At 71.9% G+C, this 18,296-nt stretch carries 19 protein-coding genes and 3 tRNA genes; 12 read left to right on the top strand and 10 right to left on the bottom strand.

All coding sequences use genetic code 11. The features are described from left to right. The 3 genes from ftsH to tilS all read right to left on the bottom strand — a co-directional run bounded on the left by ftsH (position 1) and on the right by tilS (position 3,782). Complete coding sequence (gene ftsH / locus OVN18_RS03750; protein ID WP_267782025.1) at positions 1-2,031, bottom strand: ATP-dependent zinc metalloprotease FtsH; 2,031 nt, start codon at positions 2,029-2,031, stop codon at positions 1-3. Positions 2,032-2,166: 135 nt separating this feature from the next. Then, positions 2,167-2,718: a hypoxanthine phosphoribosyltransferase gene (hpt, locus tag OVN18_RS03755; protein ID WP_267738240.1), complete on the bottom strand. Its 552-nt coding sequence runs from the start codon at positions 2,716-2,718 to the stop codon at positions 2,167-2,169. Next, the gene (tilS, locus tag OVN18_RS03760) at positions 2,718-3,782 is read right to left on the bottom strand and encodes a tRNA lysidine(34) synthetase TilS (protein WP_267782027.1); all 1,065 of its coding nucleotides are present in this window, start codon (positions 3,780-3,782) and stop codon (positions 2,718-2,720) included. The genes hpt and tilS overlap by 1 nt, the downstream gene beginning before the upstream one ends. A gap of 68 nt (positions 3,783-3,850) precedes the next feature. Between tilS and ppa the strand changes: the two genes are divergently transcribed. After that, on the top strand, positions 3,851-4,342 hold the full coding sequence (gene ppa, locus OVN18_RS03765; protein ID WP_267738242.1) for an inorganic diphosphatase: 492 nt from the start codon (positions 3,851-3,853) through the stop codon (positions 4,340-4,342). Positions 4,343-4,428: 86 nt separating this feature from the next. Here the strand turns inward: ppa and OVN18_RS03770 are convergent, their stop codons facing one another. Beyond that, positions 4,429-5,829, bottom strand: coding sequence for a M23 family metallopeptidase (locus OVN18_RS03770; protein ID WP_267782029.1), 1,401 nt, complete (start codon positions 5,827-5,829; stop codon positions 4,429-4,431). A gap of 298 nt (positions 5,830-6,127) precedes the next feature. Here OVN18_RS03770 and OVN18_RS03775 point away from each other — a divergent pair. From OVN18_RS03775 to OVN18_RS03800, 6 genes are all read left to right on the top strand, one after another. Next, a tRNA-Glu gene (locus OVN18_RS03775) sits at positions 6,128-6,200 on the top strand. Between the two features lie 43 nt (positions 6,201-6,243). Beyond that, a tRNA-Asp gene (locus OVN18_RS03780) sits at positions 6,244-6,320 on the top strand. A gap of 64 nt (positions 6,321-6,384) precedes the next feature. Beyond that, positions 6,385-6,460: transfer RNA gene (locus OVN18_RS03785), tRNA-Phe, on the top strand. A gap of 239 nt (positions 6,461-6,699) precedes the next feature. Then, positions 6,700-7,509: a nucleotidyltransferase domain-containing protein gene (locus tag OVN18_RS03790; protein ID WP_267782030.1), complete on the top strand. Its 810-nt coding sequence runs from the start codon at positions 6,700-6,702 to the stop codon at positions 7,507-7,509. A gap of 104 nt (positions 7,510-7,613) precedes the next feature. Next, positions 7,614-8,090: an iron chaperone gene (locus OVN18_RS03795; protein WP_267782031.1), complete on the top strand. Its 477-nt coding sequence runs from the start codon at positions 7,614-7,616 to the stop codon at positions 8,088-8,090. 86 nt (positions 8,091-8,176) lie between these two features. Beyond that, a complete protein-coding gene (locus OVN18_RS03800; RefSeq protein ID WP_267782033.1) occupies positions 8,177-8,989 on the top strand; it encodes a DUF554 domain-containing protein in 813 nt (270 codons plus the stop codon). 51 nt (positions 8,990-9,040) lie between these two features. Here the strand turns inward: OVN18_RS03800 and OVN18_RS03805 are convergent, their stop codons facing one another. Beyond that, a complete protein-coding gene (locus tag OVN18_RS03805) occupies positions 9,041-9,559 on the bottom strand; it encodes a rhodanese-like domain-containing protein (RefSeq protein WP_324287795.1) in 519 nt (172 codons plus the stop codon). A 66-nt stretch (positions 9,560-9,625) separates the two neighbouring features. On the opposite strand from OVN18_RS03805, the gene OVN18_RS03810 reads away from it, so the two are divergent. Both OVN18_RS03810 and OVN18_RS03815 read left to right on the top strand, forming a co-directional pair. Further along, entirely contained in the window at positions 9,626-9,880 is a 255-nt protein-coding gene (locus OVN18_RS03810; RefSeq protein WP_267782035.1) for a glutaredoxin family protein, read from the top strand. A gap of 87 nt (positions 9,881-9,967) precedes the next feature. Next, positions 9,968-10,117: a hypothetical protein gene (locus tag OVN18_RS03815; RefSeq protein WP_267738249.1), complete on the top strand. Its 150-nt coding sequence runs from the start codon at positions 9,968-9,970 to the stop codon at positions 10,115-10,117. Positions 10,118-10,156: 39 nt separating this feature from the next. On the opposite strand, the gene OVN18_RS03820 is transcribed toward OVN18_RS03815, so the two are convergent. Next, positions 10,157-10,885, bottom strand: coding sequence for a dienelactone hydrolase family protein (locus OVN18_RS03820; RefSeq protein WP_267782037.1), 729 nt, complete (start codon positions 10,883-10,885; stop codon positions 10,157-10,159). 60 nt (positions 10,886-10,945) lie between these two features. Here OVN18_RS03820 and OVN18_RS03825 point away from each other — a divergent pair, with 60 nt between their 5' ends. Then, positions 10,946-11,461: a GNAT family N-acetyltransferase gene (locus tag OVN18_RS03825; protein WP_267782038.1), complete on the top strand. Its 516-nt coding sequence runs from the start codon at positions 10,946-10,948 to the stop codon at positions 11,459-11,461. Here the strand turns inward: OVN18_RS03825 and OVN18_RS03830 are convergent. Beyond that, complete coding sequence (locus OVN18_RS03830; RefSeq protein ID WP_267782039.1) at positions 11,458-13,593, bottom strand: acyl-CoA dehydrogenase family protein; 2,136 nt, start codon at positions 13,591-13,593, stop codon at positions 11,458-11,460. The two genes, OVN18_RS03825 and OVN18_RS03830, sit on opposite strands and share 4 nt — an antisense overlap. Positions 13,594-13,879: 286 nt before the next feature. Between OVN18_RS03830 and trxA the strand changes: the two genes are divergently transcribed. Continuing rightward, positions 13,880-14,278 (top strand): thioredoxin, encoded by a 399-nt coding sequence (gene trxA / locus OVN18_RS03835; RefSeq protein WP_267738254.1) that lies wholly within the window; start codon positions 13,880-13,882, stop codon positions 14,276-14,278. On the opposite strand, the gene OVN18_RS03840 is transcribed toward trxA, so the two are convergent. Then, a complete protein-coding gene (locus OVN18_RS03840) occupies positions 14,275-14,985 on the bottom strand; it encodes a lysophospholipid acyltransferase family protein (protein WP_267782040.1) in 711 nt (236 codons plus the stop codon). The genes trxA and OVN18_RS03840 overlap by 4 nt on opposite strands. A 212-nt stretch (positions 14,986-15,197) precedes the next feature. Between OVN18_RS03840 and OVN18_RS03845 the strand changes: the two genes are divergently transcribed. Continuing rightward, a complete protein-coding gene (locus OVN18_RS03845; protein ID WP_267782041.1) occupies positions 15,198-16,430 on the top strand; it encodes a glycoside hydrolase family 5 protein in 1,233 nt (410 codons plus the stop codon). Here OVN18_RS03845 and OVN18_RS03850 read toward each other — a convergent pair. Both OVN18_RS03850 and OVN18_RS03855 read right to left on the bottom strand, forming a co-directional pair. After that, complete coding sequence (locus tag OVN18_RS03850) at positions 16,420-17,817, bottom strand: FAD-dependent oxidoreductase (RefSeq protein ID WP_267782043.1); 1,398 nt, start codon at positions 17,815-17,817, stop codon at positions 16,420-16,422. The two genes, OVN18_RS03845 and OVN18_RS03850, sit on opposite strands and share 11 nt — an antisense overlap. Continuing rightward, positions 17,814-18,296 carry a GtrA family protein gene (locus tag OVN18_RS03855; RefSeq protein ID WP_267782047.1) on the bottom strand — a complete coding sequence of 161 codons (483 nt, stop codon included), beginning with the start codon at positions 18,294-18,296 and terminating at the stop codon, positions 17,814-17,816. The genes OVN18_RS03850 and OVN18_RS03855 overlap by 4 nt, the downstream gene beginning before the upstream one ends.

The raw sequence follows: 18,296 nt of genomic DNA on the forward strand, positions 1-18,296 counted from the left end.
TCAGCTCGTCGAGGGCGTCGTGCCGGTGTCGGCCTCGTTGCGACTCACGCCGGCGCCCGCCGGCTGCGAGATCACGCCGCCGTCGGTCGCCTCGGTGTCGATCGGCGCCTTGGCGGGCATCGGCACGGGCGGCAGATCGGGGTGCGGCCGGTCGTCGCTCGAGAGCCACTGCGGGCGCTCGGGCAGGCGCTTGACCTCGGTGAAGATCTCGGCGAGCTGCTTGTGGTCGAGGGTCTCCTTCTCGAGCAGCTCGGTGGCGAGGCGGTCGAGGATGTCGCGGTTGTCGTTGATGACCTGCCACGCCTCGTCGTGGGCCTGCTCGATGAGCGCGCGCACCTCGAGGTCGACGCGCTCGGCGAGCTTCTCGCTGTAGTCGCGGCTGTGGCCCATGTCGCGGCCGAGGAACACCTCGCCGCTGCCGCCGCCGAGCTTCACCGAGCCGACGCTCGCGCTCATGCCGTACTCGGTGACCATCTTGCGGGCGATGCTCGTGGCCTTCTCGATGTCGTTCGACGCGCCCGTGGTCGGGTCGTGGAACACGACCTCCTCGGCGACGCGGCCGCCCATGGCGTAGGCGAGCTGGTCGAGCAGCTCGTTGCGGGTCACCGAGTACTTGTCGTCGAGCGGCAGCACCATCGTGTAGCCGAGCGCGCGGCCGCGGGGCAGGATGGTCACCTTCGTGACGGGGTCGGTGTGCCGCATCGCCGCCGCCGCGAGAGCATGGCCGCCCTCGTGGTACGCGGTGATGAGCTTCTCGTGATCGCGCATAACGCGGGTGCGGCGCTGGGGGCCGGCCATGACGCGGTCGACGGCCTCGTCGAGCGTGACGTCGGTGATGATCGTGGCGTTCTCGCGCGCGGTGAGCAGCGCGGCCTCGTTGAGCACGTTCGCGAGGTCGGCGCCCGTGAAGCCCGGCGTCTTGCGCGCGAGCACCTCGAGGTCGACGCCCTCGGCCATGGGCTTGCCCTTCGAGTGCACCTCGAGGATCTTCTGCCGGCCTTTCATATCGGGGGCATCCACCTGGATCTGCCGGTCGAAGCGGCCCGGTCGCAGCAGGGCGGGGTCGAGGATGTCGGGGCGGTTGGTCGCCGCGATCATGATGACATTGGTCTTCGGGTCGAAGCCGTCCATCTCGACGAGCATCTGGTTGAGCGTCTGCTCGCGCTCGTCGTGCCCGCCGCCCATTCCGGCGCCGCGGTGGCGGCCGACCGCGTCGATCTCGTCGACGAAGATGATGGCCGGCGAGTTCTCCTTGGCCTCCTTGAAGAGGTCGCGCACGCGGCTCGCGCCGACGCCGACGAACATCTCGACGAAGTCCGAGCCCGAGATCGAGTAGAACGGCACGCCCGCCTCGCCGGCGACGGCGCGGGCGAGCAGGGTCTTGCCCGTGCCGGGAGGGCCGTAGAGCAGCACGCCCTTGGGGATGCGCGCGCCGACGGCCTGGAACTTCGTCGGGTCCTTGAGGAAGTCCTTGATCTCGTGCAGCTCCTCGATCGCCTCCTCGGCCCCGGCGACGTCGTCGAAGGTGACCTGCGGGCTCTCCTTGCTGACGAGCTTGGCCTTCGACTTGCCGAACTGCATGACGCGACTGCCGCCGCCCTGCAGGCTCGAGAGCAGGAACCAGAAGATGACGCCGATGATGGCGAAGGGGATGATCAGCCCGAGCAGGCTGGTGAACCAGTTGGTCTGCGGAACCTCGTCGTCGAACTCGTCGAGGTTCGCCGCGTCGACGGCGGCGACGATCGCCTCACCGCGGGGCGCGATGTACTGGAACTGCACCTGGGTGCCGAGGTCGTCGTACTCCTCGCTCAGCACCAGGTCGACGCGCTGCTCGCCGTCGATGATCGTCGCGCTCTCGACGGTGGAGCCGTCGAGCAGCTCGAGGCCCTCCTGCGTCGTGATCGTGCGGAAGCCGGTGGAGGCGCTGAAGATGCTGAAGCCGACCCAGAGCAGCACGATCGCGATGATGATGTACGGGAACGGGCCCTTGAAGATGCGCTTGGCATCGAAGCGCTTGCTCGTGGTCGCCATGGGGCGTGGACACACCTTTCGTGTGAAGACGTGAGAGTGCCACGGTACCCTCTGGCCTCTATGCGCGGCCTCGGTGTTCGCGGGGAGCGCAGTGAGCGGGCATCCCGCCGACGGCGCGGGCCCGCCCGCCGGTCGCTACTCGTAGACGTGCGGGGCGAGCACGCCGATGGCCCGCAGGTTGCGGTACCGCTCGGCGTAGTCGAGGCCGTAGCCGACCACGAAGGCGGGCGGGATCTCGAAGCCGACGTACTCGACGTGCACCTCGACCTTGGCCGCCTCGGGCTTGCGCAGCAGCGCGAGCACCTTGACGCTGCGGGCGCCGCGCGATTCGAGGTTGGCCGTGAGCCACGAGAGGGTGAGCCCCGAGTCGATGATGTCCTCGACGATGAGCACGTCGCGGCCGGCGATCTCGGTGTCGAGGTCCTTCAGGATGCGCACGACGCCGCTCGACTGGGTGCTCGCGCCGTAGCTCGAGACGGCCATCCAGTCCATCTCCACGTGCATGCGCAGCTCGCGCGCGAAGTCGGCCATGACCATGACGGCGCCCTTGAGCACGCCGACGAGCAGCGGCGGGTTGTCGGCGTAGTCGGCCTCGACGCGGCGGGCCAGCTCGGCGAGCTTGGCGTGGATCTCGTGCTCGGTGATGAGCACCTCGGTCAGATCCGCGCGGATGTCCTCGACGTCCATCAGTCTCCTCGTTCGATCGGGTGGGGGTCGTCGGCGTCGCGCGCCCCGGAGTCGGCGGGCGCCGCCGTGAAGACGAGGCGGCCGGCCGTGCGCTCCACCCTAATGCCGGGCAGGTGCAGGGGCTTCTGGCCGTGCCAGTCGGTGACGAGCCGCGCGACCTCGAGCGTCTGGGTGCGGCTGAGCGAGGCGCCAAACTCGACGCGGGCGACGAGCCGGATGAGCCGGTGGCGCAGGGCGGCCGGGTTGGCGGCGAGCGCGGCGACGGGCAGCGAGCATCCCGCCTCCTCCAGCTCGACGAGCTCCTCGGCGACCTCGTCGACCATGGCGTCGAGCGCCTCGGCGTCCTCCCGCACGATCGCGGCGGTGCGGGCGAGCGCCTCGATGACGCCCGCATCGAGGTCGCGCTCGAGCATCGGCAGGATGCTGCACCGCACCCGCACGCGGGCGAAGCGCTCCTCGGCGTTGTGCGGGTCGTGCCAGGGCTCGAGGCCGGCGTCGGCGCAGGCCGCCGCCGTGGTCGCCCGGCGCACGCCGAGCAGCGGACGCCGCACGGTGCCGCGCACCGCGCTCATGCCCTGCAGGCTGCCCGTGCCGCTGCCGCGCGCGAGGCCCAGCAGTACGGTCTCGGCCTGGTCGTCGAGGGTGTGCCCGAGCAGCATGGCGGCCGCGCCCGTCTCGGCGACGGCCGCGTCGAGCGCCGCGGAGCGGGCGGCGCGCGCCGCGGCCTCGGGCCCTCCGGAGGTCCCGACGACCACGCGGCGCACGAGCACCGGGTCGAGGCCGAGCGCGCGCGCCTGGGCCGCGGCCCGCTCGGCGACCTGCGCCGAGTCGGCCTGCAGCCCGTGGTCGACGATGACGGCTCCCGCGCGGCGGCCGGCGCGGGGCGCCTCGGCGGCGGTCGCGAGGGCGAGCGCGAGCGAGTCGGCTCCGCCGCTGAGGGCGACGAGGGCGAGCGAGCCGTCGGGCAGGGCGTCGAGGTGCTCGCGCACGGCGCGGCGCACGTCGGCGAGCGCGGGGGTGAGGCGCGGGCGACGCGGGTGCTCCGACGGGCTCGTGGGGGGCATCCCCTAAGGTTAAGGCGCTTCGGGGCCGTCACCGGTGCCCCGATCTTCCCCCTCTTCTAGGAGCGTTCATGGGCGCCTACCCCGCCGTCATCGAGATCCCCAAGGGCAGCCGCAACAAGTACGAGGTCGACCACGAGACCGGTCGCGTCTTCCTCGACCGCGTGCTCTACACGACCTTCGTCTACCCGACCGACTACGGCTACTTCGAGAACACCCTCGGGCTCGACGGCGACCCCGTCGACGTGCTCGTGCTGCTCGACTACCCGCTGTTCCCCGGCGTGGGCGTGAACGTCCGCCCGGTCGGCGTCTTCAACATGACGGATGACGGCGGCAGCGACGCGAAGGTCATCGCCGTGCCGGCGAAGGACCCGCGCTGGGACCACATCCAGGACGTCACCGACATCCCCGAGTTCACGCGCAAGGAGATCGAGCACTTCTTCGAGCACTACAAGGACCTCGAGCCCGGCAAGTGGGTCAAGACCGAGGGCTGGGGCGACGCCGCCGAGGCCGAGTCGATCATCCAGGCCGGCATCGCCGCCTACGTGCCGCACGAGCACTAGAACCTCCGCCGCGGTCGTCGCGGCGCAGCACGAAGCCCCCGCCGGGTACTCCGGGCGGGGGCTTCGTCGTACGGGGCGGATACGGGCTAGAGCCCGACGCCGCGCGCCCGGAGGAACTGGTACGGGTCGACGAGTCCGCCGCCCTCCCGCATCTCGAGGTGGAGGTGGGGCCCCGTCGAGGCGCCCGTGGTGCCGGTGCGGGCGATGTGCTGGCCCGCCGAGACCTGGGCGCCGTACCCGACGAGGATCCCGCCCTGCTGGATGTGCGAGTAGCTCGACGTCACGCCGCCGCCGTGGTTGATGATGATGTGGTACCCGTAGTTGCCGTTCCAGCCGGCGAAGGTGACCGTGCCGCCGCCCACCGCGAAGATCGGGGTGCCGCCGCCCGCCGCGAAGTCGGTGCCGGCGTGCAACCGCAGGTCGCCGTAGATGGGGTGGATGCGGTTGCCGAAGTGCGAGGAGACGTAGCCGTACGAGGGGCGGGCCCAGCCGCTCGACACGGGCACGCCGGCGCCGGTACCGCCGCCGCCACCGCCACCGCCACCGCCGTTGCCCGCGTTCGCCGCAGCCTCCTGCTCGCGGCGGATGCGCTCGGCCTCGGCCGCGGCAGCGGCGCGCTCCCGCTCGGCGCGGGCGGCCGCCTCAGCGGCTTCGCGACGCTTGCGCTCCTCCTCGATGCGGATCCGCTCGCCCTCCTGGTACTGGGCCTCGGTGACGGTGAGGGCGCCCTCGAGCGCTTCGAGCTGCAGCTCGAGCCGCACCTGGTTCTCCTGCTGGGCGACGAGCGCGGCCTCAGCGGCCTGCTGGGCGGCCTGCGCCTCGGCCAGCGCCTGCTCGGCGACGACGCGCAGCTCCTCGCGCAGCGTGCGGGCCACCTGCGCCTGGTCGCTGAGCGACTGCGCGGCCTGCTGGTCGCGCCGGGCCTCGGCGTAGATGCCGTCGGCCTGCTCGGTGATCTTGCTGGCGTAGCCGAGGCGCGAGAGCAGGCCCTCGGCCTGGTCGGGGTTGCCGAAGAGCGAGGCGGAGAGGTCTCCGCCGCCGGAGCGGCTCAGCTCGGCGATGAAGCGACCGGCGCGCTGACGGGAGTCGTCGGCAGTGACCTGCGCGGCATCGGCCTGCGCCTGCAGCTCGTTCGCCTCGAAGTCGGCCTCGTCGAAAGCGGTCTGCGCCTCGAAGTACTCGGTGCCCTTCTTCTCGGCCTCGGCCTGCGCGGCCGCGACCTGCTGCTGCAGGCCGGCGATGAGCGAGCGCACGGAAGCGGCCTCCTGGGCGGCCCGACCGACGTCGGCCTTGGCCTCCTGCACGTCCTCCCACGTCGGGTAGGTGGCGGCGGAGGCGGGGCTCTGCTCGGAGGTGATGCCGATGGAGCCGACGAGCAGCGCGACCGCGACGGCGGCGATGAGCGGCATGATGCGGCGTCGGCGAGCGGGCCGGACGGCGACGCCCCCGGTCGTTCCGACGCTGGCGCGCCCGGTCTTCCTGCTCATTCTCACGATTCCATCCCCCGATGGTTGCGTTATGTCAGCACACTCACACGCGCACCATCGACCACAGTAACAACGGATGCCCGGCGCGGCCAGTGCCGCGCACCCCCGTCTTCGGGGGCACCGCGGCGCGCCGCGCGGGCATCCTCTCGGGCCGAACCTAACCGCGCACACGCCCGCGGGCCGGAGGGCGCACCGGCGCGCCGCGCATCCACCCGACCCCGCGGTCTGCTCGGTTTGGTGTTTCGGCGCGAGCCCGGCTATGCTCGTGCCTCGGTTGCTGTGCGGGTGACACCGCTACGGCCCCATCGTTTAGTGGCCTAGGACACCGCCCTTTCACGGCGGCAGCACGGGTTCGAATCCCGTTGGGGTCACGGAACAGCACGACAGGATTTACCCCCATAATTGAATACGTAAGGCCCTGTAGCGCAGTTGGTTAGCGCGCCGCCCTGTCACGGCGGAGGTCGCCGGTTCAAGTCCGGTCAGGGTCGCCACGGCGACGAGCCCTCTCTTCGGAGGGGGCTTGTTCCGTCAGAGGGGGGTTTCCTCTCCTCGCACGGCTCTGTAGCTCAGTTGGTAGAGCGCACGACTGAAAATCGTGAGGTCACGGGATCGACGCCCGTCGGAGCCACCACCTCTCGAACCCCCGCCCCGTGCGGGGGTTTCGTGCTCTCCGAGCCGCTCACGGCGGACGCTGTTCGGCAGGTGTAGCGCCGAGGCAGGCGCCTCAGTCCCCGTGGAAGGAGCAGGCGCCCTCCTTGATGAGGGTCGTACCGCTCCTGCGGTGCGCGTTCGACAGCGGATCAGTTGTGATCATCGAGCCGGGGGCCGACCGTTCCGGATCGAGGGCCGCGACATCGATATTCTCGACGCATGCTCGACGACGCTCGACTTCGGCGGATGGCCGACGACCTGTGCCTCGTTCGCGGAGTGCATGCCGTCTCGCTCGGGGGCAGCCGCGCCCGCGGAACGCATCGCCCGGATTCGGATTTCGATCTCGGGGTCTACTACGACGTCGGGCTCGATCGCGATGCCCTGGAAGAACTCGCGTCACGCTGGTCGGATCAGCCCGTTCCGGTCGCGGGCCCCGGCGGATGGGGACCCTGGGTCGACGGGGGCGCGTGGTTGACGGTGGATGGCACCCCCGTGGACTGGATCCTGCGCGATCGACGACGCGTGATCGAGCAGGCTGAACGGGCCCTACGGGGTGACTTCGCGTTCCACTACCAACCCGGGCACCCCCTCGGGTTCCTCGACGTGGCGTACGCCGCCGAGGTCGTCACCAGCGTGCACCTGCATGACGACGAGGGGATGCTGGGCGAGATCTCCCGACGGCTCGATCCTTATCCGACCGCTCTTCGGGCCAGCTTGCTGAGCAACATGTGGCAGATCGACTTCCTTCTCGATGGAGCGTCGAAGGCCGCACGTTCGTCCGACGTCGCGTATGTCACCCTGTGCCTCACGACCGCATCCATGGTGGCCGCTCACGGCTGGCACGCCGCCGCCGGTAACTGGATCACGACGGAGAAATCCCTTCTGCCGGGTGTCGCTCGCCTTCCGATCGACACGCGCAACTTCACCGAGACGATTACGTTCATCCTCAGCCGCATCGGCGAGACCCCGGAGGAGCTTCACGCCGCGATCTCTGCGATGCGCAGCGCCCCTCGCCCACCTCTCGACTAGCGACGTCGTACGATTGGCATTCGCCGCTCTTCCAACGCGCGGCCTGTCGCACTACCGTGTGGACGCGGGCGCGCGCCCGCTCCGGCAGCACCGAGGAGCCCCCCATGGCCGAGCAGGACGACACCGGCACGATGAGCGCCCGCGAGCGCGCCGCCATGAAGGAGCGCGCGGCCGAGCTGCGCGCCGAGGCGAAGCGCGCCAAGGGCTCGGCGAAGACCGAGCAGCAGGCGCAGGACGTGCGCGACCGCATCGCCGAGATGCCCGAGGCCGACCGCGTGCTCGCCGAGAGGGTGCACGCGCTGGTGGCCGAGGAGGCCCCGCAGCTCGCTCCGAAGACCTGGTACGGGATGCCCGCCTGGGCCCGCGACGGAAAGGTGGTCGTCTTCTTCCAGGGCGCCGAGAAGTTCGAGGCGCGCTACGCCACCCTCGGCTTCAGCGACCAGGCGGCGCTCGACGAGGGCACCATGTGGGCGAGCTCGTACGCGCTGACCGGCATCGGCGAGGCCGAGGAGCAGCGGATCCGCGCACTGCTGCGCCGAGCATCCACCCCGCCCGCCGCCGACGGGGCGACGGGCCCGTGACGCGCTGAGCGGCACCGCACCCGCCCCGCTCTAGACTCGCCTGCGGCCATCCGCTGGGGGCGGCCCGGAAGAGGCGAGGAGCGCGCGTGCCCGGACTCGGCACACTGCTGAACATCGTGGCGATCCTCGCCGGCGCGGCCATCGGCGTCGCCCTCGGCAACCGTCTGCCCGAGCGCACCACGCGCGTCGTCACCGACGCCCTCGGACTCGTCGTGCTCGTGATCGGCGGCCTCAACCTCGCCTCGCTCACCGACGCCGCCTTCGTCGCCGAGGTCAGCGCCGGTGGCACGCTGCTCGTCGTGCTCGGCGCGCTGCTCCTCGGCGGCATCGCGGGCTCGCTGCTGCGCATCGAGCAGCGCCTGGAGGACTTCGGCGGGTGGCTGCAGCGGCGGTTCTCGCGCGGCACGGAAACGCAGGAGGGAGCATCCCGCCCCCTCGACGACACCACGACCGGTCTCGTGACGATCGCCGCGCTGAGCCCGCGCGAGCGCTTCATCACGGGCTTCGTGGATGCCTCGCTCGTGTTCGCGATCGGCCCGCTCGCCATCCTCGGCGCCTTCGCCGACGGCACGGGTCAGGGCATCGACCAGCTGGCCCTCAAATCGGTGCTCGACGGGTTCGGATCGATCGCCTTCGCCGCCTCGCTCGGGTGGGGGGTCGCGGCGGCGGCGCTCCCGGTCGGCATCTGGCAGGGCGGCCTCACCCTGCTGGCCGTGCTGCTCGGCTCGGTCATGGGCGACGCCGCGATCGCCGCCATCACGGCGACGGGCGGCGTGCTGCTGCTCGGCGTCGGCCTGCGGCTGCTCAACGTGCGGGCCGTCGCGGTCGGCGATCTGCTGCCCGCGCTCATCGTCGCCCCCCTGCTCACGGTCGCGATCGGGGCGCTCGGCATCGTCTAGCCGACGCGCCTCGCGGAGCCGGTGCCAGCACCGGTGCCGGCGGCGCGCGCCTCAGCAGTCGCAGCGGATGGCGCCCGCGGGCTCAGCACCGACGAGCACCGCCCCGAGCCGCTCCCCCGCGGCGAGCGCCGCGACCGACGCCGCCCCGCCCTCGACGGGCGCCGTCAGCGGATCGGCCGCGCGCGTGAGCGACCCGGCCTCGCTGTGCAGCGGCAGCCCCTCGCGCGCCCAGTACTCGAAGCCGCCCAGCATCTCCTTCACCCGGAACCCGAGCGCCGACAGCTCGAGCGCCGCCTTCACGCCGCCGTTGCAGGCCGGCCCCCAGCAGTGCACGACGATCGGGATGCCCGCATCCAGCTCGCCGGATCGCGCGGCGATGTCGCCGCGCGGCAGGTGCACGGCGAAGGGCACGTGGCCCTGCTGCCAGGCGGCGTCACCGCGCACGTCGATCAATACGAAGCGCTCGCCCGCCTCGTGGGCGGCTATCGCGTCGGAGGGGTCGGTCTCGAACCCGAGGCGCGCGGCGAAGTGGGCTCGTGCCTCAGCGGGGGCGGCGAAGTCTCCGATCATGGCGCCAGCGTAGGGCGCGGGCGCACCACGGGGAACATCGCGGCGCCCCCGCGCGTTCCCCCTGGCATGACTACCGACACCGCGACCCCCACCATCACGATGTACGGCGCCGACTGGTGCCGCGACTGCCGCCGCACCGAGGCCCTGCTCAACGATCTCGGCGTCGAGTGGACCAAGATCGACGTCGAGGCCAGCGCTGAGGCGGCCGCCGAGGCCCAGGCGATCAGCGGCCGCATGAGCATCCCCGTCGTGGTGTTCCCCGACGGATCGCACCTCGTCGAGCCGAGCGACGCGGCCGTGCGCGAGAAGCTCGCGCTCTAGCCGAGCTCCCGGGCGGCCCGCCCGTCTCCGCGAGGCGTACGCTCGGCAGCAGAAGGCCGTCGAGCCTCACATCGGAGACGAACCACCATGGGCGAGAAGTCCGCACGCAAGAACACGACCAAGACCGCCGCATCGAAGACGCTCAAGGAGAAGCGCGTCGCCAAGGCCGACAAGAAGGCCGGCACGAACCGCGCGCAGAACTCCGACGCCGTCACCAACGCGACGAGCAAGCACTAGTCCCCCGGCGCCCGCCCGCTCCGACGCGGGCCGGCGGGGTCAGGCGAGCTCGCGGCGGAAGAAGCCGTCGATGCGCTGCCACGCGTCGCCCGCCTCGACCGGGCGCGGCCCCATGCCCATCATCGGGCCCATCACGACGCGCATCAGCCGCGGGCCGGCCGGCAGCGCGTTGAGGAACCCGTGCCCGGCCTCGGGGTACTCGACGACGTCGTGCTCGACGCCGCGCGCGGTGAGCGCGGCATCGAGACGCGCCGCCGCCCCGGCGAGCGAGCGGTCGCGCCCGCCGAAGCTGCCGACGACGGGGCACGCGCCGTCGAGCGCGTCGTCGAGGTCGGCGGGGAGCATCCCGTAGTTGACGGAGGCCGCGCGGTAGCCGCCCTGGCCGGCGAGCAGCAGCGCGAAGCCGCCGCCCATGCAGAAGCCGATGACGCCGACCGATCCGCGCGCGTCGGGGCGGGCGAGCAGGTGGGCGCGGGCCGCCTCGATGTCGTCGAAGGCCGTGCCCTGGCCGGCGCGCAGCGCGCGGAACGTCGCGACGAGGCATCTGCGCGCGCCCCCGCGACTGAACAGGTCGGGCATGAGCACGAGGTAGCCGAGGCCGACCAGCCGGTCGACGTGGTCGCGCATCGCGGCATCGACGCCGAAGGCCTCGTGCACGACGACCACCGCGGGGAACAGCCCCTCGCCCTGCGGCACCCCGAGCACGCCGCGCAGAGCACCGGGCCGATCGGGGGCGGACTGCGGGATCTCGACGTCGCTGACGGTCATGAGCGCACTGTACGCACCCGCGCCGGGGCGGGGCTGACGCGGGGCTGGCAGGATGACCGGGTGCTGTCGATCCGACCCTACGAGCCGCGCGATGCCGACCCGACGCTCGACGTGCTGCGGGCGGCGATCACCGTCACGGCACGGGCCGACTACTCGGAGCAGCAGGCCCGGCTCTGGGCATCCCGCGCCGCCCGCCCCGGCTGGCACGAGCGCCGCGCCGCCGTCGAGACCTGGGTGGCCGAGCTCGACGGCCGGGTGGTCGGGTTCACCGACCGCGACGAGCAGGGGTACATCGACATGCTCTTCGTGCATCCGGAGGCCGGCGGGCGCGGGGTCGCACGGGCGCTCGTCGAGCGCGTCATCGCCTCGGCCGAGTCCGCGGGGCTCGGGCGCCTGACGGTCCACGCGAGCCTCACGGCCCGGCCGGTGCTGCTGCGGATGGGCTTCGCGCCCGACCCCGCCGCGCACGACGACGCCGCCGACGGCTCCCGGACGGTGCTCATCGACGGCGTCGCGTTCACGAACTTCCGGCTGGCGCGGCCTCTGCTCTCCGGCGACGCCGCGCCGACCTCTTAGCGGCGGGCCTTCTTGCCGGCGACGAGGTCCTTCTCGTCGATGGGCGCGAGGCCGCTCGCGGCGAGGTCGGCGTAGTACGACCGCGCCTCCTCCTGGCGCTCGTGCTCGACGCCCGTGGCGATCTCGGCGCGGATGTGCGCGGGCTCGAGCAGGAACGCCTCGGTCAGCGCGACCGCGTGCGGGCGCAGGCGCGGCAGCAGCCGGCCGTCGATGTAGTCGGTGATCGCCTGCGCGCGGTGCGCCGAGAGCCGACCGTGGATGAGGTACCAGGCGAGGTTCTTCTCGATGAGGGTGAGGCCGAACAGGTCGCGCAGCCAGGTGAGCACCTGCTTCGTGCCCGCATCCTCAACGTGGTCGAGCGCGTCGGTGAAGGCCTCCCACTGCAGCAGCTCGCCGTGCGCGCGGGCGGTCTCGATGAGCTCGTTCTGGTGGCGGTTGAACAGGGTGGCCGCGTCGGCCTTCGACAGACGGGATGCCCCGCGCAGGCGCCCCGCGAGCTCGGCCACCATCGTCTCGACCCGGTCGGTCAGCAGCTGCCGCTGGGCCGCGGTGCCCCGCACGTACCCGACCGAGCGCGCGGTCGAGCCGAAGTCGGCGACCGACTGCGCGAGGCGGCGCAGGCCGGAGCGGTGCATCGCGGCATCGCCCACCTGGTCGGCGACGTACGCGGCGAGCGCACCGGCGTCGGCCTTGGCGAACTTCTTCGAGTAGTCGGTGAGCAGGCGCTTGGCCACGAGCTGCAGCAGCACCGTGTTGTCGCCCTCGAAGGTGGCGTAGACGTCGAGGTCGGCGCGCAGCTGCACGAGGCGGTTCTCGGCGAGGAAGCCCTGGCCGCCGCAGGCCTCGCGGGCCTCCTGGATGATGTCGAGCGCGTTCCACGTGCTGAGCGGCTTGAGGGCCGCGGCGAGGGTCTCGAGATCCTGCCGCGACTCGTCGGTGTCGTCGGCGCCGGAGAAGACCTGGTCGAACTTGTCGAGGAACACCTCGTGCGCGAACGACATGGCGTACGTCGTGGCGAGGTGCGGCAGCAGGCGGCGCTGGTGGCGCTGGTAGTCGAGCAGCACGACCTCGTCGCTGCTCTCGGCCGTGAACTGGCGCCGCTCGGCGCCGTAGCGGATCCCGATGGTGAGCGCGAGCTTGCTCGCGACCACGCAGGCCCCGTCGAGCGAGACCCGACCCTGCACGAGCGTGCCGAGCATGGTGAAGAAGCGCCGGCCGGGGCTGGCGATGGGCGAGGTGTAGACGCCGTTCTCGTCGACGTCGCCGTAGCGGTTGAGCAGGTTGGTGCGCGGAACGCGCAGGTTCGTGAAGTGCAGGCGGCCGTTGTCGATGCCGTTCAGGCCGCCCTTGAGGCCGTCGTCCTCGCCGCCGACGCCCGGCAGGAACGCGCCGTTCTCGTCGCGGATGGGCGCGTAGAAGGCGTGCACGCCGTGGTTGACGCCGCGGGTGATGAGCTGGGCGAAGATCACGGCGGCCCGGCCGTGCTTGGCGGCGTTGCCGAGGTAGTCCTTCCACGCGGCGCGGAACGGCGTGTGGATGACCCACTCATCGGTCTCGGCGTCGTAGGTGGCCGTGGTGCCGACCGCCGAGACGTCCGAGCCGTGCCCGGTCTCGGTCATCGCGAAGGCGCCCGGCATCTCCATGCTCATGATGGGCTTCAGCAGGTCGTCGTGCCGCTCGGTGCCGAGGTGCAGCACGGCCGAGCCGAACAGGCCCCACTGCACGCCCGCCTTGATCTGCATGCTCGGGTCGCCGAGCAGCAGCTCCTCGAAGCTGGCGATGTTGCTGCCGTTGTCGTTGGCGCCGCCGAGCCGCTCGGGGAACGCCCGCAGCACCGAGCCGGTCACCGCGAGCTGCCGCAGCTGCTCGAGGGTGCGCTCGCGGTGCTCGTGCATTCCGAGCTCGGGGATTCGGTGGAAGGCCGGGTCGGCCATGAGCGCGCGCGACTCGCGACGGGCCTGCGCCCAGCGGCCGAGCAGCTGCTCGCCGAGCGCCGCGACGTCGACGGTCACGTCGGCCGCGTCGGGGCCGACGGCGGAGACGGGGGAGGCGAGGCGGGGCGTGGGGCGCGCGGCCGCGGCGGTCTCGGCGGCGGCGGGCGCGGTGCGGTCGGTATCGGCGAGCTGGGTCATGACGTTCTCCATCGAAGGTGCCGTGCGCGGGGTTCTGGTCTGCGGGGGTCGGCGGGCGCGGTGCACGCGGATCGTCGACGCATCATCACGGTAGGCGCGGGGCTGCGCGCGGCGGCTTTCGTGGTGCCGCACCCACGAAGCGGTTCGGGATGCCCCGGGCCGGGTTTGTCGATGACCGCAGGTTGCTGGGCGGAGCCTTAGTGGAACCCGGCACAGGGCATCCCCTCATCGCCCCCGAAGCGGCATACCCCGTGGGGTATGGACCGCCTGTGCGAGGATGGAGCGCATGGCAACCCTCGACCTGACCACCGCGGACTTCGAGCAGACCGTGACCGCCCCGGGCATCACCCTCGTCGACTTCTGGGCGGAGTGGTGCGGCCCCTGCCGCATGTTCGCCCCCGTCTACGAGAAGGCGAGCGAGCAGCACCCCGACGTGACGTTCGGCAAGCTCGACACTGAGGCCGAGCAGGCGATCGCCGCGGCCGCGAACATCCGGTCCATCCCGACGCTCATGGCCTTCCGCGACGGCGTGCTCGTCTTCGCCCAGCCCGGCGCGCTGCCCGCCCCCGCGCTCGAGCAGGTCATCACGGCCGTCAAGGAGCTCGACATGGACGAGGTGCGCGCGACGATCGCGGCGCAGGCGGCGCAGGCGCAGGGCGACCAGTCGAGCGAGCCCTCGGCCTAGAGCGCGCCGGGCGAGCGGAAGACCCGCTTGACCTTCTCCACCACGCCCTGCGCGGGCGGCTCGTTGTAGACCCCCGCGAGCGGCTGGCCCGACATGCGACCGATCTCGGCCATGATCGCGTCGGTCGCCTGCCGGCGGGCGCGGCCGGAGGTCGCGGGGCCGAAGTGCGCGAGATCCATCGGCTCGCCGAACTCGACGGTGACCTTCGAGAACCGGGGCCGCTTCGCACCCACGGGCAGCAGCTCATCGGTGCCGCGCAGCGCGACCGGCACCACGGGGGCGCCGGCGGTGAGCGCGAGCCAGGCGACACCCGTGCGCCCGCGGTACAGGCGGCCGTCGCGCGAGCGCGTGCCCTCCGGGTAGATCGAGAAGGCGAGGCCGTCGTCGAGCTTCGCGCGCCCCGCGTCGAGCGCCGCCTGGGCGGCCTGACCGGCGCCGCGCTCGACGGGGATCGCGCCGACCCCGGTGAAGAAGGCGCGCGAGAGCGCCCCCTTCAGCCCGCGCCCGGTGAAGTAATCGGCCTTCGCGAGGAAGCTCACCGGTCGACGAGCGACGAGCGTGATGACGACGCTGTCGATGAAGGAGAGGTGATTGCTCGCCACCACGACGGGGCCGCGGGCGGGCATCCGGCGACGACCGATCACGCGCGGTCGGAAGACGAGGCGGAGGAGGGGCCCGAGGATGGCGCGGGCGAGGAGGGTCAGCACCGACCCATGGTGCCAGCTGCTCGATGCTCCGGTGAGAATGCACCGCGGAGCTCGGGCGGAGGCCCCGGAGCGACGTAGTATGTGGCCACCCGACGCACCACCCGCGACGCCGCGCCAGCCCGCGCCAGCCCGCACCGATGGACCGCACCGCTCCGACCTCGCGCCGCCGACTGCCGCGAACCCGCCCGCCCGTGTCGAGAGAGACCGCCCTCGTGACCACCCGTATCCGCCGCACCCGCGCCGCCCGGCGACGGCGCATGATCGCCATCACGGCGGTCGCCCTGGTCGCCGTCATGATCGCCGGGGTCGCCGCCGCACTCGTCGCGAGCGGCCGGCCCGCCCCCGCCCCGACCGCCGCACCCGTCGAGGAGACCCCCGTGCCCGAGCCCACCGCCCTGCCCGAGGCGGACGCCCTCGAGGGCGTCGGCCTCGACGCCCTGCAGCAGCGCCGCATCGACGAGCTGCGCACCTGGGCGGCCTGGCTCGAGGCGAACGGAGCAGAAGGCTACGTCGGCGAACTCGGCTGGGCCGACTCCCCCGAGTGGGAGCAGCTCGCCGACTACTGGTATCGCATCGCCGAGCAGGAGGAGCTGTGGACGAGCCTGTGGGCAGCGGGCAGCCACTGGGGCGACTCGTACCCGCTCACCGCCTACGGCGCGAGCGGGGGCTCCGACCAGCTCGACGTCGCCCTCCCCCAGGCCGAGCTGCTCGAGGCGCAGGATGGCGGCGACCAGCGGCACGGCGTGAATCTCGCCGGCCTCGAGTTCAGCACCGAGCAGGGCTTCTCCGCAGCGGTGCCGGGCGTGCTCGGGCGCGACTTCTTCGACGAGCCGGAGGCCTCCTTCGCCTACCTCGCCGACCGGGGCATCGACTTCGTGCGGCTGCCGTTCCGCTGGGAGCGGTTGCAGCCGCAGCTCGGCGGCTCGCTCGACGAGCAGCACGCCGCGATCATCGACGCCATGCTCGACGCGGCCGCGCTGCACGGCGTCGACATCGTGCTCGACGTGCACAACTACGGCCGGTACCTCACCTCGGCGGAGGAGCTGCGACTCGGGACTCCCGAGCTGCCGGCCTCGGCGCTGTCGGACGTGTGGCTGCGCATCAGCGAGCGATGGGGGGAGCATCCCGCCGTCGTCGCATACGGCCTCATGAACGAGCCGCACTCCCTCGGGGACGACCTCGCCGCCGAGGCGCTGCGCTGGGAGGGCGTCACGCAGGAGGTGCTCACCGCGCTGCGCGACGCCGGCGACGGGATGCTCGTTCTCGTGCCCGGCTACGACTGGTCGAGCCTCCCGCGGTGGACGACCACTCACGCCGACGGGTGGATCACCGACCCGGCCGACAACTTCCGCTACGAGGCGCACCATTACTGGGATGCCGTAGGGGAGGGCGCGTACGCCCTCCCCTACGCCGACGAGCTCGCCGCTGTTCAGGTCAGCGACTGACCGCCCGCCGGGAGGAGTCCACCCGAAGAGACTCCGCCATGATCGCGGCGACGCGTTGACCGTCGCGCACCGCGTAGTTGGTGCCCCGGTCCTCGGGGAAGACCTGGGAGAAGTTGGCCAGGTAGACGCCGGGCAGCGGCGTCTCCATGGCCGGGATCCGGTCGGCGAAGGTCACATCCACGATGTGCTGCGCGTTGCGGAACGTGAAGACGTGCGACTCCGTGACGAGGTCGGGACGGAACGCGGGCAGCAGCGAGGCGAGGCCCGCGTACCACTTCTCGCGCAGCGCGTCGTCGGGGAGGGTCATCAGCGGGTCGTCGTTCTGCACGTAGTCGCCGATGTAGTAGATGTACCGGCCGCCCGTGCGCTCGGTGCCGATGAGCGAGTCGAGACTCAGGAACACGAGGAACGGCGCGTCGAGATCGTGGATCTGGTGCCAGTAGGTGTCGGTGATCGGCTCGCTGGTCGTGATCACCATGAGCTTCGCCCCGAGGTAGTCGATGGTCGTCAGCTGCTCGGTGTACTCGTCCGTCATCGCGGGATGCCCGGCCGCGAGCCGCGCGAAGGGCGTGCTCGGGATCGCCCCGAGCACGCGGTCGTACTGCTTCGTGACGCCGTCGACCGTCACCGTCGGCTTGCCGTCGAGCTCGCCGATGGCCGAGACCTTCGTGCCGGTGCGGAGCACCGCGCCGCGCTTCTGGAGCTCCTCGACCCACCGGTCGACCATGATGCGGAACCCGCCGTCGAAGTAGCCGAGGCGCTCGGTGGCCTCCCCCTTGATCTTCGAGGTCTGGCGCACGTGGATGCGGGTCCAGAGCCACGCCATGGTGACCTTGTCCCAGTAGATGTCGAACTTGCCCTTGAGCAACGGCTTCCAGACGATGTCAGCGGCCCGCTTGCCGTTCACCCGGCAGAGCCAGTCGTAGGCGGTGACCTTCGTCAGCGGCTCCCAGTCGCGGAGGAACTGCAGCCGGAGGCCGGTGAGTCCGGTACGGATGCGATCGACGAGCGAGAGCGGGGTGAAGCGGAGGAGTTCCATCGGGGTGGTGAAGCCGTACTCCGAACCCTGATGGAAGGCGCGGATCGAACTGGGATGGAAGTCCAGCTTGTCGCGGATACCGAGCTCCTCGGCCATGCCGATCATCCACCTGTCGGTCGTGTAGAGGAAGTGGTAGGCCTGCTCGAGCGGGAATCCGTCGTCGAGGGTGAAGCCGGCGACGAGACCGCCGAGCTGCGGTGCGGCCTCGATGACCTCGACCTGGTGGCCGAGCTTGGTGAGCTCGTACGCGGCGGTCAGGCCGCTGAAGCCGCCGCCGATCACGGCGATGCGGGCGGGGGCGTCGGATGCTGCGGGGTCAACCGGCGCCGGGGAGAGCGTGTCGGTCATGAGGGGGTCCTTCCCGTGGAGGGGGCGAAGGTGATCTTCTTGTTGAGGGAGTACTGCAGCGCCACGACGGGCAGCAGCGTGAGGATCTTGGCGACGACGGGGTCGAGCCCCGCGATGTCCACGGCGATCCAGATGATCGCCGTGCTGAGGAGCCATCCGGCGCCGGAGACGACGGCGAAGGAGAGGAAGCGCAGCCACAGCCGGTCGGTGACGCGGAAGTTGCCGTAGGAGTTCGCGAGGAAGCTGGCGATGACCGCGACCGCGGTCGAGAAGGTGTTGCTGAGCACGGGATGCCAGCCGAAGACGCGGTCGGCGAGCAGGAACAGGCCGACGTCGAGCACGACCGCACCCCCGCCGATGACGAGGTAGCGCACCAGGGTCGCGCGGCGCGCGATCATGCCGATGATGCCCGCGCGCTCCTCGGCGATGGAGGCCGGGTCGGCCGCGGCAGACGCCGGTAGGGATTCGGTGGTGGTCAT

Origin of the sequence: Microcella daejeonensis, assembly GCF_026625045.1 — a bacterium.
GTDB classification, from domain to species: domain Bacteria; phylum Actinomycetota; class Actinomycetes; order Actinomycetales; family Microbacteriaceae; genus Microcella; species Microcella daejeonensis.